Here is a 15,765-nt window from a genome sequence, read left to right on the forward strand (position 1 = left end):
CCCGGATCACCCGGACTTGATCACCGGGCCTTGATCACCCGGACTTGATCACCGGGCCTTGATCACTTGGCCTTCTTCGAGAAGTACTCGAACATGTGCTGGGCCACGTCCTCCAGGTACGGACCGGCCTCGTAGGTGTTCGCGCCGTTGCCGATGGAGGTGTCGCTGACCAGCGCCGGCTTGCCGTCCTTGGTCGCGTACCAGCCGCCGCCGCTGCTGCCGCCGGTCATGTTGCAGCCGATCAGCAGCATCGCCGGGCGGCTCGGGTCGCCGGTCTTCTTGGACGGCTTGCCGCCGTCGCAGTGCTCCAGCTCCACGCCGTCGAAGGGCTTGCCCTCGGGGAAGCCGTAGTTGCTGACGGCGCCGACCTGGTCACGCGGGGCGTTGAACCAGAGCGGGACGGAACCGCCGACGGTCTCCTCCAGCGACTTGCCGCCCGGGTTGGGGTTGGAGACCTTGATGATGCCGAAGTCGTACTGGCTCCACGGGCCGCCCTTCTCCGGGTCGGCCTCGCCGGCCCACTGCGGCGAGACCATGCCGGAGGTGGCGGTCCACTCGCCGTACGGCTCGGCGTCCTCCAGCTTGGCCTGCTTGTTGCCGTTGCTCAGCACGCCGTTGCTGTTGAAGGCCGGGGCGAAGGTGATGTCGGTGTAGTACTTGTTGCCCTTGCCGCCGTGCAGGCAGTGGCTGGCGGTCCACACCAGGTTGCTCTTGCCCGGGTTGGCCGGGTCGGAGACGACGGTGCCGGAGCACACGTAGTCCTCGTTGCCGTCCTTGAAGAAGATCTTGCCGTTGACGTGCATGTTCTTCGGGAACGGGTGCGCCACGGGCTTGGCCGGGACCACGGCGGGCAGCTGGTCCGCGCCGCCGCCCGGCTGGGCAGCGGTGGGCGCGCTGGTGGGCGCGCTGGTGGCCGACGCGGCGCCGGTGGGCTGCGCGGGCGGCTGGGTCGCCTCCGGGGCGGGCTGGGGCAGCGGCTTCGGCTTGGCCTCCAGCAGCTTCTGCAGGGTCCAGTAGCCCTTGACCGCCGGGGTGATCACGTTCGCCTGGGCCCACTTGTCCCAGTCCTCCAGCTTCCAGGTCTTCAGCTCTTCGAGCGTCGGAAGCTTGATCGGAGCCGCGCCCGGGGTGCCGGCGGCGCTGGCCGCGACGCTGGGAGCCGCGGTCACGGCCGGATCGGCGTTGTCGGGGCCGCACGCGGTGGCGACCACCATGGTCAGCGCGGCGACGGAGGCGCCCAGGACGGCACGGCCCGGCCGGGATATCGGTGACATGAGTTCAAATCCCCCTGTTGACTACCGCCATGCGACCCGATCCCCGGGTGCGGCCCGCTTCGGCCGCCGGCATGGCAGGTGAGGAGTCTGCCATGCGGCCGGGGGACTCCTGACACCCGCCCCTGACCGGGACGGGGCCGTCACGGGATCGGCACCGGATCGGCACCGGGCCCCCGCCGGCTCCCCGTCGGACCTCCGTCGGGGGGTCGTCCCCGCCGGACCTCGTCGGGGGTGCGTCCCGCCGCGACCTCGGGGCCGGTAAATCGGTTGCGGGTGCCGTACGGGCTGCCTAACGTGGTCCGGGTCATCAGCCAGACAAGGAGAAGGCCGTTGCTCTACTGAGGTCCCGGGACACCGCCCCCGCCGCGCAGGCCCTGCTGCCGTTGCGCGGTGCGCGAGTGTGCGACCTCAGTCACGGCCCGTGGCGCCCCTCTGCGTGACGCCACCCCTTCGTTCTCCTTCGGCCGTCCCCGGTTCCGCACCCGCGGTGTCTCCCCGTGTTGCTCACCACCCCTTCGGCAACCACCCCGGGAGGCCCTTGTGGCACACCAACCCACCACCACCGCCGTCCTCTGCACCGAGCTCTCGTTCGAGTGGCCCGACGGCAAGCCCGTCCTGGACGGCTTCCAGCTCGCCGTCGGCCCCGGCCGCACCGGCCTGATCGGTCTCAACGGCGCCGGCAAGTCCACCCTGATGCGGCTGATCGCCGGCGAGCTCACCCCCACCGGCGGCACCGTCCGGGTCGAGGGCGAACTCGGCTACCTGCCGCAGGGGTTGACGCTCGACACGACGCTGCGGGTGGACGAGGCGCTCGGCATCCGCGGCGCCCGCGAGGCCCTGCACGCCATCGAGTCCGGCGACACCGACCAGCGCCACTTCGACGCGATCGGCGACGACTGGGACGTCGAGGAGCGCGCCCGCGCCACCCTCGACCGGCTCGGCCTCCACCGCCTCGGCCTCGACCGCACCACCGGCGAACTCTCCGGCGGCGAGGTGGTGCTGCTGCGGCTGGCCGCCCTGCTGATGGCCCGCCCCGACGTCCTGCTGCTCGACGAGCCCACCAACAACCTCGACCGGGCCGCCCGCGAGCGGCTCTACGAGACGGTGGCAGGCTGGAACGGCGTGATGCTGATCGTCAGCCACGACCGCGAACTGCTCCGGCACGTCGATCGGATCGCCGACCTGCGGGACGGCGAAGTCACCTGGTACGGCGGCGACTTCGACGACTACGAACGCACCCTCGCGGCCCAGCAGGAGACGGCCGAGCGGCTGCTGCGCAACGCCGAGGCCGACGTCCAGCGCCAGAAGCGGGACTTGGCCGAGGCCCGCGTCCGGCTGGACCGCAGCGCCGCGTACGGCAAGAAGCGCTCGGTCACCCGCAACGACCCGCACATCTTCGCCGGAATGCTCAAGCGCAAGGGCCAGGAGACGGCCGGCCGGCTCCAGGGCATGCACGCCGAGCGACTGGAGGAGGCCAGGGCGCGGCTCGACGTGGCCGAGGAGGCGGTGCGGGACGACGCCGAGATCCGGATCGACCTGCCGCGCACCGCCGTCCCGGCCGGCCGTACCGTGCTCACCCTGGACAAGGTCCGGCTGCCCTACGGCGCCACCGCCGACCTCGACCTGCGCGGGCCCGAGCGGATCGCCCTGGTCGGCCGCAACGGCGCCGGCAAGTCCACCCTGCTGCGCACCATCGTGGGCGAACTCGCCCCGCTGGCGGGGGAGGTCGTCACCCCGGTGCCGCTGCGGTACCTCCCGCAGCGGCTCGACCTGCTGGACGACGAGCGCTCGGTCGTGGAGAACGTCAAGCTGTTCGCCCCCGGCGCCGGGGACAACGCGGTCCGCGCCCGGCTCGCCCGCTTCCTGTTCCGCGGGGCCCGGGCCGACCAGCCCGCCGCCACCCTCTCGGGCGGCGAGCGCTTCCGCGCGACACTGGCCGCCCTGCTGCTGGCCGACCCGCCGCCGCAGCTGCTGCTGCTCGACGAGCCGACCAACAACCTGGACCTCGCCAGCGTCCGCCAGCTCACCCAGGCGCTGGCCGCCTACCGGGGGGCGCTGATCGTGGCCAGCCACGACCTGCCGTTCCTGCGCGGCCTGGGGCTCACCCGGTGGCTGGAGCTGGACGGCGAACTGCGGGCGGTGAAGCCGATGTAGCGCCTGGCGTCGCTGCCGTGCCTGCCGTTGTTACTCCCGGTCGCCCTGGGTGTCCTGGTCGGCCCGGTTGCCCTGGTCGCCCTGGTCGGCCTGGGCGTCCTGCCGGGCCCGGTTGCCCTGGTCGGCCTGGGCGTCCTGCCGGCCCCGGGCGTCCTCGACGAGCATCCGGCGGGCCGTGCTCAGGGCCGAGTCCCTGAGCGCGGCCAGCTCGTCCGGGGTGAACACCGGGGTGCGGACGTTCGGCGGGATGCCCGGTCCGTCGAAGGTGCCGCCGTTCCGGGTGAGGTACTTCTCGTTCGGCAGGCCGACCATCAGGTCCGGCGAGAGCTTCTTGATCATCACGTCGGAGAAGACGCCCTGGGTGTTCTCGCCGACCCGCAGCACCTTGGGGGAGCGGCCCATCATGGCCTGGGTGAAGGTCTCCGCCGCACTGGTGGAGATCGAGGAGGTGAGCACCGCCACCGGGCCGTTGAAGCGCGCGCCCGCCGAGGGGCGCACGGTGACCGGCTCGGGCCGGGTGAACCTCGCCGGGTCGGCCGGGTCGTTGCGCGCCACCTTCCGGTAGGCGACGTAGGGGCGGTCGGTGAGCCGGGCGGCGATGTGCAGCCCGAGCGCGTCCGAGCCGCCGCCGTTCAGCCGCACGTCGACGACCAGTCCGGCCGGGCGGTCCGGGCCGGCCAGCAGGGCGTCCAGCGCGCGGTCCAGCTCGTCGAGCTGGCTCTGGTGGCCGCCCGCGGCGTACCTGCCGAAGCTGCTCACCCGGAGGTAGCCGATGCCGTCGGGGAGCCGGCCCACGCCGAGCCGGCCGTTGGCGAAGAGCTGCTCCGGACCGGTGAGCCGGGCGGCCGAGGCCTGCCGGGCGCGGGCGGTCAGCTCCTCGGTCTCCTCGGTCGACCCGGGCCGCTGCCCGCCGAAGACCAACTCGGGGTGGCCGTCGACCGTCCGGGCCAGTGAGGTGTGGGCGTCGCCGAGCGGGCGGAGCATGTCCACGAGGACGGCCTGCAACTGGTCGACGGTCGTCGTCGGAGTGATCGTGCGCCGCTTCTCGTCCCGGACGGCGTGCCAGTCGATTCCCTTGGCGGCGAAGAAGGGGTAGTTCTCCTCGAAGTTCTCCCAGAACCGGTCGAAGACCGCGAGCGGGTCGTTCGCGGCCGGCGTGGCGCACAGCGGCGGCAGGGCGTCCAGACGCCTGAGCGTCTTGCTGCCGACCCCGCCCTCCTCGCGCTCCACCGCCCGGTTCCGGCCCCGGGGGGTGAGCGTCAGGGCGTTGTCGCCCATGCCGTAGCGAGTGGTGCCGTCCGGGCCGGGCGCCGCGGTCCGCGTCCCGGTGATCCACCCCGGCACGCAGCTGTGCGCCGTCACGTCGTAGGTGGTGAGCCGGTCCCCGGAGACCGCGACCAGCAGGCCGTAGCCCTCCGTCCGCCAGATCCCGTCCAGCGGGTTCGCCCGCCCTTCCTGGGCCGCGGCCGCCCCCGGCGCCGCCAACCCCACCGCCGCCGCGAGCGCCACCGCCGCGGCCGTCGCCCTGCCCGTGCTCCTGCGTGTCATCTCCGGCCTCCGCCGAACCCCGGTCTCCCCCGCGGAACCCCTCCGCCACCGCTCCCGGCCGAGGCTACGGCGGGCCCCACCGCCCGGGCGTCATCCGGCGAGCCGCAGCCGCTTCCTCCTGCGGGCCCATCCGCTTCCTCCTCAGGGCTCATCCGGGCCCGGGAGGAATGGTCCCCGGTGGTCTCGACAGCGGACCGGTGCGCCGTCGGCAGGAGTTCGCCGCGGCTGAAGGTCTGCGTGGCGGAAGGTCCCCGCAGCCGAAGGTCCGCGTGGCTGAAGGTCTCCGCGGCGGACGGGCGTCAGGCCTGCGGCGCGGGCCGCAGCCGGCCCGCGATCCGGGTCCCGAGCCGGTCCAGTCCGACGACGAGGGCGGCGAGCACCACGAACTCGACGGTCAGCAGGGCGATCTGGCCCCAGACGTAGCCGTAGCCCTTGGTGGTCGGGTCGAAGAAGAAGTAGGGGTAGGGCATCGGGTAGTCGTCGAACAGCGCGTTGCGGGCGAGCACGACCGCCGCGTAGCCGAGCGGGAAGCCCAGCCAGAGCGGTATGTCCTTCCAGGCCGCGGCGTTGCGGGGCTTGAGCGCCAGCCAGTCGACGATCACCAGGACCGGCGTCACGTAGTGCAGGAAGAACGACGACCAGTGCGCCAGCCTGTCCGGTCCGCTCACCAGCCCGGGCAGCGGGTTGGCGCCGTGTTCGAGCAGGACGTGCGAGACCAGCCCGGTGATCAGGATGTACAGCGTGGCGGCGCCGCGCAGCCGGGGCGCGGGCGCGTCCACGGTGCCGCGCTTGAGCATCCAGTACACCGCGCCGATGAAGTAGCCGAACACGATCACGTTGCTCTGCACGGTGAAGTAGACCAGCGGCGCGGTTCCGAGGATCAGGCCGAGGCCCGCCGAGAGCACGATGCCCATGCGCCACCACAGCGCGGGCCGGGTCCGGACAGTCATGCGGCCACCAGTTCGTTCCAGGCGATACGGGAGGTATCGGAGGTTTTCGGGGGAAACCCGCACTCTACTCGCTGGTGACGATCGGGTGGAATCCACGTTCGATTCGCGCGGCGCCGAGAAAGCCGTTTGAGCGGGTGTCAGCCCGGCAGTACGAAGCCCGACTCGTACGCCGCGATGACCGCCTGGGTGCGGTCCCGGGCGCCCAGCTTGGCCAGCACGCTGCCGACGTGCGTCTTCACCGTCTCCGGGCTCACCACCAGCTGCTGCGCGATCTCGCCGTTGCTGAGCCCGGAGGCCATCAGTCGCAGCACCTGGCTCTCCCGCTCGGTCAGCCGCCGGATCGGCCCCCGGCCCGCCCGGTCCGCCCGCTCGGCCTCCCGGCGCCGGTCCGCACCGTGGCGCAGCGCGAGTTCGCGGACGGCCGCCGGGAACAGCAGTGAGTCGCCGCGCGCGACCAGCCGCACCGCCTGCACCATCTCCTCCGCCCGGGCCCGCTTCAGGAGGAACCCGGTGGCGCCCGCGCGCAGCGCGTCGTACACGTGGTCGTCGTGCTCGAAGGTGGTGACGACCAGGATGCGCGGCGGCGCGGCCATCCCGTTGACGAGCTGTTCGGTGGCCCGGATGCCGTCGATTCCGGGCATCCGGACGTCCATCAGCACCACGTCGGGGCGCAGTTCGCGCACCAGCGGGACGACCTCGGCGCCGTCGGCGGCCTCGCCGACCACGGTGAGGCCCGGTTCGCTGTCGATCACCACCCGCAGGCCCAGGCGGACCAGCCGCTCGTCGTCCGCGATCACCACCCGGATGCTGTCCGCGGCCCGGCCCACGCCTGCGTCCGCGCCTTCGCGCTCGCCCGCGCTTTCGTGCTCGTTCACGCCTTCGTCCGCGCCTTCGTGCTCGTTCACGTCGTCCCTCCCACCGGCAGCCAGACGGCCAGCCGCCACGTCGTTCCGTCCTCGCCGGGCCCCGCCGTGCTGCCGCCGTGCAGGGCCGCCGCCCGTTCCGCGATCCCGCGCAGTCCGCGTCCGCCGCCGGGGCGGCTCGGCCGGGCGGGGCCGAGCGGGTTGGTCAGCTCGATCTCCAGCCGGTCGCCGGCCAGCCCGACCCGGAGCCCGGCCGACGCGGGCCCGGCGTGCCGCAGCACATTGGTCAGGCCCTCCTGCACGATCCGGTACGCCTCGCGGGACACCGTCCCGGGCAGGCCGCCCAGCCCGGGCGCCAGCTCGGCGTCCACCGCGACCCCGGCCCGGCCGAGCTGGCGCAGCAGGTCGTCGAGCCCGGCGAGGGTGGGCCCGGACGGCTCGGCGGCCTCCGGGTCCTCCTCGCGCAACAGACCGAGGACGGCGTCGAGTTCGGCGACGGCGCCCCGGGCGGTCTCCTCGATCGCCGCGAGCGCCTCGGCGGCGAAGTCCGGGTTGCTGCGCAGCACCCGGGCCGCGGCCGAGGCCTGGATGCCGACGGCGCTGAGCGCGTGCCCGACCGAGTCGTGCAGCTCGCGGGCCAGCCGGTTGCGCTGGGCGAGCACGGTGGCCCGACGCTCGGCCGCGGCCACCCGCTCCTCGGGGGTCGGGCCGAGCAGGACGGGCGCCCAGCGGGCAAGCAGGGCGCCGCAGACGGCGTTGGTGCCGACGATCAGCAGCAGCACGCCGAGGCCGAGGGCCGGGCCGGTGACCAGCCAGCCGGGGAAGTGCCGCTCCCACATCCGGACGAACTCCTCGGTCCCCGCGAAGCCGAGGACCAGGACCACCGCGAAGGGGGTGCCGGCCAGCGTCATCCCGGCGACCACCCCGCCGAACAGGACGTGCAGCACGTACCAGAGCGCGGTGCGCCGGCGGGCGGTCCAGGAGCGGGCCGGTCCGGTGGCGAGCTCCTCCGGCCGGGCCACCGCGCACAGCGCCCGCGCGGCCGCGCCCTCCAGGCCCCGCACCGTCGGCACCAGCGCGGTGATCGCGGCCATCGGCAGTGAGGTGAGCAACGACAGGACGTACATCAGCAGTTGGCGGGCGGGCGACTGGTCCGGGTCGAGTGCCCCGTACAGCACCACCGACAGCATCCAGTACGGCATCAGCAGCGCGCCGCCCAGCACCAGGTGCACCCAGCGCAGGCGGGCCCGACGCCCCAGCGCGGCCCCCGCCGCACGCCGCAACCGGCGGCCCACCCCCGTGATCACCCGCGCGACTCTACGGCAGCGGCGCGCCGGCGGGCGCCCCATTCGGTCAACGCCGTCGCCCCGACCACCAGGACCAGCACCGAGGCCACCACCTGGGCGCTCTGCACCAGAGGTGTCAGCCCGGGCACGGCCGTCCGCAGCTCGGTCACCCGGGTCGTCGTCACCCCGAAGGCCACCAACTGCCAGCAGCCCCAGCCGAACAGCGAGCCGGCCGCCGTCCACACCACCAGCAGCGGCCCGAGCGCCCGGCGCCCCGGCCGGATCCGGAAGACCAGGACCAGCAGCGCCGCCGCCGCGGCCACCGCCATCACCGCGGCCACCCCGTCCATCACCGCCACGCCCCGGCTCCGGGCCTCGGCCATGTCCCGCGGAAGTCCGGCGGTGCCGCCGAGCGCCCAGTAGGCGCGGACCGCCGCGACGCCCGCGGCGAGCAGCGCGGCGACGCAGGCGAGGACGCGCTGCACCGTCAGGGTGGGGGAGTCGGGCAGGTCGCCGATCCGCTCCCGCAGCAGCCCGGCCCAGCGCCGCCGGGCGTACAGGGCGAAGGCGGTGAGCAGGGCGAGGCCCTGGACGGCGAAGCCGCCGTACACGACGAGGAAGACCCAGTCGCCGATGCCCTTGTCGTCCGGGTCGCCGCGCTCCGGCCCGAGCACCAGGACGCTCAGCAGGTACAGCGGCAGCGCGATCAGGATCGTGCCGAGCAGCCCGGTCGCCACCCACATCGGGAACGCCACCAGTCCGGCCGGCGCCCGCCGCCCCCACGGCCGGGCGAACGCCAGCGCCAGTGCCACGGCGATCGCGTCCATGCCGAAGGTCAGCAGGTTCACCAGCCACAGCCGGTCCATCTCACCGGGGGCGTCCGACCCCACCGGGTGCCCGGTCAGCCAGAGCAGCTTCAGCGTCAGGTACGGCCCGGTCGCCGCCACCGCCGTCCACGCCGCCCCGGTCCGCACCGCGTGCTCGTTGATCCTCATGCCCCCACCGTCCCGCCGGGCCCCGCCCCGGGGCCTCCACCCACGGTCCGATCCCGATCCCCCCGGCGGGGGATCTCCGGCTCAGGCCGGTGCGACGGCCGTGGCCATCCGGTGGATCACCCGGTCCTCCTCGTCGGTGCGGCCGTCCGGGTCGGCGACCAGCCCGAGCCGCTCGGCGAGCCGGCGCGAGGGCAGGTTGTCCGCGTGGATCAGGGCGATCACCGGGATGCCGGGGTGGCGCGGCAGCCCCTCGGCCATCGCGGCCCGGGCCGCCTCCGCCGCGTATCCCTTGCCCCACGCGGACGGCCGGAACCGGTAGTAGAGGTTGAACACCCGCTCCCCGTCCAGGGTGTGCAGGTAGAGCCCGGCGAACCCGATCACCGCCCCCGGGTCCTCCCGGGTGGCGACGGCGCAGTACCCCACCCCGTCCCGCACCCAGTCGGCGACGAACCCGTCCAGCATCTCCTGCGCCTGGGCGATGTCCCGCTGCGGCCCGTTCGGGTTGTACCGGTTGGTCTCCGGATCCCCGTGGATCGCGAACATCGCCTCCAGGTCCCCCTCTTGGGGCCGCGTGAGCACCAGCCGCTCGGAGACGGCGACGATCGTGCGGGAGGTCGGGTCGGTGGTGGTGGTCATGGCGTTTCCCCGTGTCTCGCGTAATAGTTCCATCGCAAGATAGGCCATTACCCGGAGGCCTGTCGGCCCATTTTCCGCCCGCGGGAGGGGGCTGCTACAGGATCGGCTCGCAGCCGATCGCCTTGCCCCCGGCGGTGACGAACTGCCGCACCAGGTCCTTCTGGTCGGGGAAGAGGAACGGCTTTTCGAGGCCCGAGGTGATCCCGCCGGTGACGGTGAAGAAGACGTCCTTGCCCTGGCACGTGGTGACGAGCGTTCCGTCTGCCACCCACTGGGCCCGACCCAAATCGGGGGCCGTGCTCTCCTTCCGGGCCAGGGCGGTGGTCCGCGGCTCGGTCGTGATCGCGAACTCCTGCACCCGGCTGTCGTACCGCGGGTCCCCGCCGATCCGGCACGACCAGATCGGAGCGGTGGCGGTGGTGACCTGCTGCGGCATGCGCCACAGGGCCTCGGGGTTCCTGGCGGGTGCGAACCCGGGCAGGCCGCAGAGGTTGGCCCAGTCCGGGTCCGTCTCGGCGCCCTTCTCCGACAGGGTCGTCGGCATCGGGAGTGCCCCGTTGCCGCACGCGCGTGCCTTGGCGAGGCCATCGGCGAAGGCCGCGGCCAGACGGGCCCTGGTCTCGTCGTGGCCCTGCACGTCGGCGCGCACCTCGGCGCGCACGCCCTTGTCGCACCCCTCGGGGAGCACCGCCCACGCGTCGTCGGGCGTCACGGAGCCGACCGAGCCGCCGGAGAACAGCCGGGCGTCGGAGGCGGCCAGCGCGCCCGGCCCGGCCTTCGCATTGCGGACGGGGGTGAACCGCACGGCCTTCTCGGAGGTCTCGAACAAGCCGGAACGGACCGTCGCGGTGCAGCTGTTCCCGGTGGATTCCTCCGTGGCCGAGAATCCTCTCCGGCGCTCGCCGATCCGCCCGGAGCCCAGGAGGTCGTGCACCTGGTCCGCCGTGGCGGCCCCGTCGCACACGCTGTCCGGCCCGCCGACGTTGGTCAGCCGGTACACCGCGAACCCCGCCGCCCCCACCGGGACGAGCGAGAGCGCCACCACCACGGCGGTCGCCCGCAACCGCAGGCCCCGCGTGGTGAACCCCCGCCGGTCGAGCGCCGCGTCGACGCGCCCGGCGAGGCCTGCGGAGGCCTTGTCCACGTCTTCGCTCCCCATCGTGTGCTCGCTCCCTCGTCTGCGTGCTTGTCGGTCGGACCGGTCAGACGATCGGCTCGCAGCCGATCGCCTTGGCCCCGGCGGTGAGGAACTGCGTCCAGGTGGTTTTGCTGTCCGGGACGAGGTCCCAGAAGCCGTTGAGGTCCATCCGGAAGTAGGTGGGCCGGCCCTGGCAGGTCGCCACCATCTCGCCGGGCTTGATCCAACGGGCCCGGCCGACGCCCGGCTCGTCCTTCGGGGGAGCCGGGAGCAGCAGCCGGGGCTCGGTGCCGATGGTGAAGGTGATCGAGGACTGCGGGTTCGCGTCGGAGTGGATGAGGCAGGTCCACAGCGGGTCGGTCGCGGTGGTCACCGTTTCCCTGAAAGCGGGGCCTCCCGGGGTTTCGGGGACGGTGACCCCCGGCAGGCCGCAGACGGCGTTCCGGTCGAGATCGTGGTCCTGGCCGGCCGGGGACAGCTGACGCGGTGCGGGCATCGGTGACGTGCCGCACCCCTGTTGTGCCGCGATGCGGTCGGCCGTCGACACGGCGAGTGCGGCGAGCTTCCCGGCGCCGGGTCGTTCGCCGCGGTCCGCCCTGACGGTGACGCGTTGCCCGCTGTCGCACCCCTGGGGAAGCAGCGCCCAGGCCCGGTGGTCGAATGCCGCGCCGGATGCACCGCCGTTGGCCGAAGCGCCGAACAGCCTGGCCTCCGAGTCCTGCGCGACGACGGAGAGGTCGGGGTTCTTGCGAAGCTCCACGGTGACGGACCGTTCGTCGCCGAAGACCCCCGAACTCACCTTGGCCATGCAGAGGGCGGATCCGTTGCGCAAGTGCCCGTCGCCGAATGCCTGATCACTGACCTTGCCGGGCCCGAGTGCGTCGTTCAGCAGATCCGCGCTCACGGCGCCCCCGCACACACTGTCCGGCCCGAACGCATTGGTCAGGTTGTCCACGAGGAACGTCCCCGCCCCTGCCGCGACCACGGTCACCGCCACCACGGCGACCGCCGCCCGCACCCGAAGCCCCCAGGTGGTGTACCCCTTCCGGTCGAGCGCGGCGTCGACGCGTCCGGTGAGGCTTGTGGCGGATTCGTCGGGTTTGACCTCGTGCGTGTCTTCCACGATGCGCTGTTCCCCGTTTGCTGCTCAGTCGGTTGGATTGTTGCGTGCGGCTGGTAGGGAACCGGCCGCCCGCAGGAGGGGGCGGCTACAGGATCGGCTCGCAGCCGATCGCCTTGCCCCCGGCGGTGAGGAACTGCTCCCAGGTCTCGCTGGTGCCGGGGAGCGGCCCCTGGACGGTGATGTCGGAGTCCATCCGGAAGTAGGTCGGCCTGCCCTGGCAGGTCGCCACCACTTCCCTGTTCGTCATGGGGGAGCCGGCCCAACGCGATCGGCCGAATGCGGGGGAGGCGTCCTTCTCGGACAGCGGGCCGCGGACCCGGGGCTCGGTTCCGATGGAGAAGGAGATCGCCGAACGGTCCTGGTCCGTGCCGATCCGGCAGACCCACAGCGGATCGAACGCGGTGTTCACGCTCTCCTTGAACTCCTTGCCCCCGGCAGTACCGGAGGCGGTGAACCCGGGCAGGCCGCAGACCGAGGCGGAGTTCAGCTCGTGTTCCTGTCCGGCCGCCGACAGTTCGTGGGGTGCGGGGAGCGGCGACTTCCCGCACCCCTTGTCCGCTGCCAGGCCGTTCGCCGCAGCCACGGCGAGTCGGGCGAGTTTCCCGGCACCGGGTCGGCCGTTGTCGCCCGACCTGACCTCGACCCGCAACCCGTTGCCGCACCCCTCGGGGAGGAGCGCCCAGGCCCGGTCGTCGCGGGCCGCCCCGGTCGCGCCACCGTTCGCCGAGGCGGCGAACAACCGGTCTCCCGAGTAGGCCAGGTAAGGGCCGAGGTCGTCGGCCTGAAGGACCTGCACGAAGACGGACCGGCTGTCACCGAACACCCCGTGGCTCACTGTTGCCGTGCAGAACGCCCCGCCACTGGGTGATTGCCAGGCGCCGTTCGTCTCGCTGTCGACCGGTCCGGACCCGAGCGCGTCGTTCAGGGCAGCCGCACTCATCGCACCGTCGCACACGCTGTCCGGCCCGAACGCATTGCTCAGGTTGTCCGTGAGGAATGCCCCCACTCCTGCCGCGACCACCGTTACCCCCGCCACGGCGACCGCCGCCCGCACCCGCAGCGGCCACGTGGTGAAGCCCCGTCGGTCGAGTGCGGCATCGACCTTGCCGACCGGCCCGTTGGAGGTCTCGCGCTGTTGTCCCGACACAGGATCACCCCTTTCCGAAGGCCGCAGTGTGGGCCTGGGTGATCGACGTCTGGTAGTGGACGTTGGCCGAGTCGGCCAGTTGGCCGAGGAGGAGGTCGCGGTCCGGTATGCCGAACTGATGAGCCTTGTCGAGGAGCATGGCCTGCACCTGCGACCGGCCCAAGGTGTAGAGCTTGCTCAGGTCGCCCTGTGCCTTGGTGTCGATCTCCGAGCTGACCTTGGCCGCCCACTCGGACGTGGCAACGTCGACGTACCGCTGGGCTATGTCCCCCACCGGCAGCCAGTTGGCGCCCGGCAACATGTTCGCCAACGTGCCGACGTAGTGGTAGTCCATCTTGGCCTTCCAGTTGGCCTTGAACTGCAAGTCGGACTTGTGGTCGGTGATGGTGTCCGCCTGGACGGCGTCGAGCGCGCCGAACGCCTTGCCTGCCTGGTTGACGAAGTCTTCGAATTTCGGATCCGGGCGGCCGTTGACGTCCTTGAAGGCCTCCGGTCCGTATTCGGCCATCCGTCGGGCCACCTCCTGCGTCTCGGCCAGGTGGATCAGGGAGTACGACTCCGGGTCCTCGGCGGTGCCCCGGATCACCCGGAGCAGCTGTTCGCGGGTGGTGTTCAGTTCGCCGGGCTCGGAGGGGCCGGGGAGGTCCTTGCTGAGGATGTCGTGGGTGTCGGTGATGTACTCGCTGATCATGTTGGCCATCGGACGGCGAAGCGCGGAGTACATGGCGTTCTCGTTGCCCGCCTTGTCCCCGCCCAGAGTGGAGAGTGCGGTATCCGTGATCCGCGTCATCGTCGCGTCGTGCGGGCGCACCGGTGGCTGGCCGGGGCCATGGCCGGTCGCGGCGGACTCCAGCATCTCCGCGAACATCCGGTGGGAGGTGTCGCGCAGGACGCTCTGGGGAAGCTTGCTCTCCTGGCCCTCGTCGAGCCAGTTACGCTCTTTGAGCAGGTAGACGAGGTTCTGGTTCTTGCTCGGGTCGAGGAATTCCTGGGTCGTGGCCACGTCGCCCTTCATCATCCTCAACAGTGGGGCCAGCGGGTCGCCCTTCTGGGGGTCGTTGACCCAGTTCGGACCCCACAGCTCCTCGCCCTTGACCTTGCTGGAGGCCTCGAAGTCGAGCAGGTCGGTGCCGACCCGGCGCACGAAGGCCTTGTCGAAGTCCCCCTTCGCCTCCATGAGCGAGGTCAGCGCCGGGTAGTTGTCGTTCCACCCGGCCGCCGAGCCGCCGGGGCGGCGGGCTGCCGCGAAGAGCCCGTCCTCCCACTCCTTGCCCATCCCGCCGTCGCGGGTGGCGCTGGCCAGGGCGACGGACAGGTTCTTGTAGACGTCCTGGTAGCCCGCGGCGTTGTGGTTGCCGTGGGCGAGGCCGTCGTAGACCTTGCTGTACTCCAGCAGGGCCTCGGGGCCGGTCTTGCCGCCGGCGTTGAGGCCGTTGAGCAGGGTGGTGGAGAAGTCCTTGTTCTCCGCGTTGGCGGCCATCAGGGCCTGCAACTGCTTGAGCTGGTCGTCGGAGAGGCTGCCGGCCTTGGACATCAGGTCCGTGGCCCGCTTGGCGTCGGCGACCGGGCCGGCGCCGTACGGGGCGGCGTTGAAGGCGGTGGTGCTGGTGCCGATGTCACCCTGGAGGGCTGCGGTGGCCCGCTGGTCGGCGGCAGAGGCCTTCTCCACGGCCTTGCCGAGCCGGTCGGCGACCGCCTGGGCGTTGGCCCGGATGGTGCGTTCGGCCTCGGGGTCGTTCCTGGACTCCTTCGGCACGGTCCAGTTGACCGCACCGTCCGCGGTGACGCTCAGGGTGGTGTCGGCCTGGGCGTCGTGGAGTGCCGTGTCGAGGTCGCGGCGGGCGGCGGCGAAGTCCTCGGCGGCGGTCTTCATGATCGCGGCGAGGGCGGTGGCGACGGCCGAGGCCTGCTTGAAGTCGCCGTCGATGCTTTGCATCGCCTTGGTCGCCTCGTCGGCGGCGTCGCCCTTCCAGCCGGCCCGCTGGGCGGTGCTGGTGAGGTCCTTGGCGACCCGGCCGTCCATGGAGGTGAGGGCCTTGGCCACGCCGGCCCAGGCCTCGGCGGCCTCGTTCACCCCGGAGAAGTCGGCCTCGTGCAGTTCCTTGAAGGACACCATCTCTTCGTTCCCCCTTGCCTTCTACCGACCCGGGCGGAAGCCGGCGGCGATGGCGGCTTCGTTGGACTGGTAGTACTGCTGCGTCCGGTCGAGGTTGTTGGCGGCGCTGCCGAGCTTGCCGTGCAGGGTCTTGCACTGCTGCAGCCAGCGTTCGGTGCTGCCGGTGAGGGCGCCGCCGAAGGAGAAGCCGCGGATCCTGGTCGACGCGGTGCTCGCGTACTCGGTGAGGCTGTGCGCGCCCGCGCCCGCCTTGCCGTTGGCGTTGTCGAGGTCGGTGGCGATCTGGCGGGCTATCGCGGCGGAGGCGGTGAGCTCGTACGGGGTGTCCAGCCGGGTGGTGGCCTTGCCGGGCGGCATGAGGGGGAGCGGCGGCACGGTGGTGTCGCTCGGCTGTGCCGGATTGGCGTACGGCGATTTCGCGGCGTACGTGGACACCGGGCCCGGCATCGGGTCCTTGGCCGGTGCGACCGGTCCCGTGACGAAGTTCGGGCTACCCATGTGCGGAAATCCTCCCCATTCGGCGATGCGGCCGCTC

13 protein-coding genes are annotated in these 15,765 nt (G+C 72.5%); 1 reads left to right on the forward strand and 12 read right to left on the reverse strand.

The features are described 5' to 3' along the window. Window positions 1-62: 62 nt before the first annotated feature. Window positions 63-1,274 (reverse strand): hypothetical protein, encoded by a 1,212-nt coding sequence (locus tag ACGFSC_RS35260; protein ID WP_359900063.1) that lies wholly within the window; start codon window positions 1,272-1,274, stop codon window positions 63-65. A 540-nt stretch (window positions 1,275-1,814) separates the two neighbouring features. On the opposite strand from ACGFSC_RS35260, the gene ACGFSC_RS35265 reads away from it, so the two are divergent. Continuing rightward, window positions 1,815-3,428 (forward strand): ABC-F family ATP-binding cassette domain-containing protein, encoded by a 1,614-nt coding sequence (locus ACGFSC_RS35265; RefSeq protein WP_359900065.1) that lies wholly within the window; start codon window positions 1,815-1,817, stop codon window positions 3,426-3,428. 30 nt (window positions 3,429-3,458) lie between these two features. Here the strand turns inward: ACGFSC_RS35265 and ACGFSC_RS35270 are convergent, their stop codons facing one another. From ACGFSC_RS35270 to ACGFSC_RS35320, 11 genes are all read right to left on the reverse strand, one after another. After that, a complete protein-coding gene (locus ACGFSC_RS35270; protein ID WP_359900067.1) occupies window positions 3,459-4,976 on the reverse strand; it encodes a S41 family peptidase in 1,518 nt (505 codons plus the stop codon). A 299-nt stretch (window positions 4,977-5,275) separates the two neighbouring features. Next, the gene (locus tag ACGFSC_RS35275; protein WP_359900069.1) at window positions 5,276-5,926 is read right to left on the reverse strand and encodes a Pr6Pr family membrane protein; all 651 of its coding nucleotides are present in this window, start codon (window positions 5,924-5,926) and stop codon (window positions 5,276-5,278) included. A gap of 137 nt (window positions 5,927-6,063) precedes the next feature. After that, window positions 6,064-6,753, reverse strand: a complete 690-nt coding sequence (locus tag ACGFSC_RS35280; RefSeq protein ID WP_359900193.1) for a response regulator transcription factor — start codon at window positions 6,751-6,753, stop codon at window positions 6,064-6,066. Window positions 6,754-6,827: 74 nt separating this feature from the next. Beyond that, entirely contained in the window at window positions 6,828-8,096 is a 1,269-nt protein-coding gene (locus tag ACGFSC_RS35285) for a histidine kinase (protein ID WP_359900071.1), read from the reverse strand. Further along, the gene (locus ACGFSC_RS35290; RefSeq protein WP_359900073.1) at window positions 8,093-9,070 is read right to left on the reverse strand and encodes a hypothetical protein; all 978 of its coding nucleotides are present in this window, start codon (window positions 9,068-9,070) and stop codon (window positions 8,093-8,095) included. The genes ACGFSC_RS35285 and ACGFSC_RS35290 overlap by 4 nt, the downstream gene beginning before the upstream one ends. An 81-nt stretch (window positions 9,071-9,151) precedes the next feature. Further along, window positions 9,152-9,706: a GNAT family N-acetyltransferase gene (locus tag ACGFSC_RS35295; RefSeq protein ID WP_359900075.1), complete on the reverse strand. Its 555-nt coding sequence runs from the start codon at window positions 9,704-9,706 to the stop codon at window positions 9,152-9,154. Between the two features lie 94 nt (window positions 9,707-9,800). Beyond that, a complete protein-coding gene (locus ACGFSC_RS35300) occupies window positions 9,801-10,865 on the reverse strand; it encodes a hypothetical protein (protein ID WP_359900077.1) in 1,065 nt (354 codons plus the stop codon). Between the two features lie 43 nt (window positions 10,866-10,908). Next, entirely contained in the window at window positions 10,909-11,967 is a 1,059-nt protein-coding gene (locus ACGFSC_RS35305; RefSeq protein ID WP_359900079.1) for a hypothetical protein, read from the reverse strand. An 85-nt stretch (window positions 11,968-12,052) separates the two neighbouring features. Beyond that, entirely contained in the window at window positions 12,053-13,114 is a 1,062-nt protein-coding gene (locus tag ACGFSC_RS35310; protein ID WP_359900081.1) for a hypothetical protein, read from the reverse strand. 4 nt (window positions 13,115-13,118) lie between these two features. Next, window positions 13,119-15,230, reverse strand: coding sequence for a hypothetical protein (locus tag ACGFSC_RS35315; RefSeq protein ID WP_359900082.1), 2,112 nt, complete (start codon window positions 15,228-15,230; stop codon window positions 13,119-13,121). Window positions 15,231-15,251: 21 nt separating this feature from the next. Beyond that, window positions 15,252-15,728 carry a hypothetical protein gene (locus ACGFSC_RS35320; protein WP_359900084.1) on the reverse strand — a complete coding sequence of 159 codons (477 nt, stop codon included), beginning with the start codon at window positions 15,726-15,728 and terminating at the stop codon, window positions 15,252-15,254. Between the last annotated feature and the right edge of the window lie 37 nt (window positions 15,729-15,765).

This window comes from Kitasatospora sp. NPDC048715, assembly GCF_043198905.1.
In the GTDB taxonomy this organism is placed as follows: domain Bacteria; phylum Actinomycetota; class Actinomycetes; order Streptomycetales; family Streptomycetaceae; genus Kitasatospora; species Kitasatospora lactacystinica.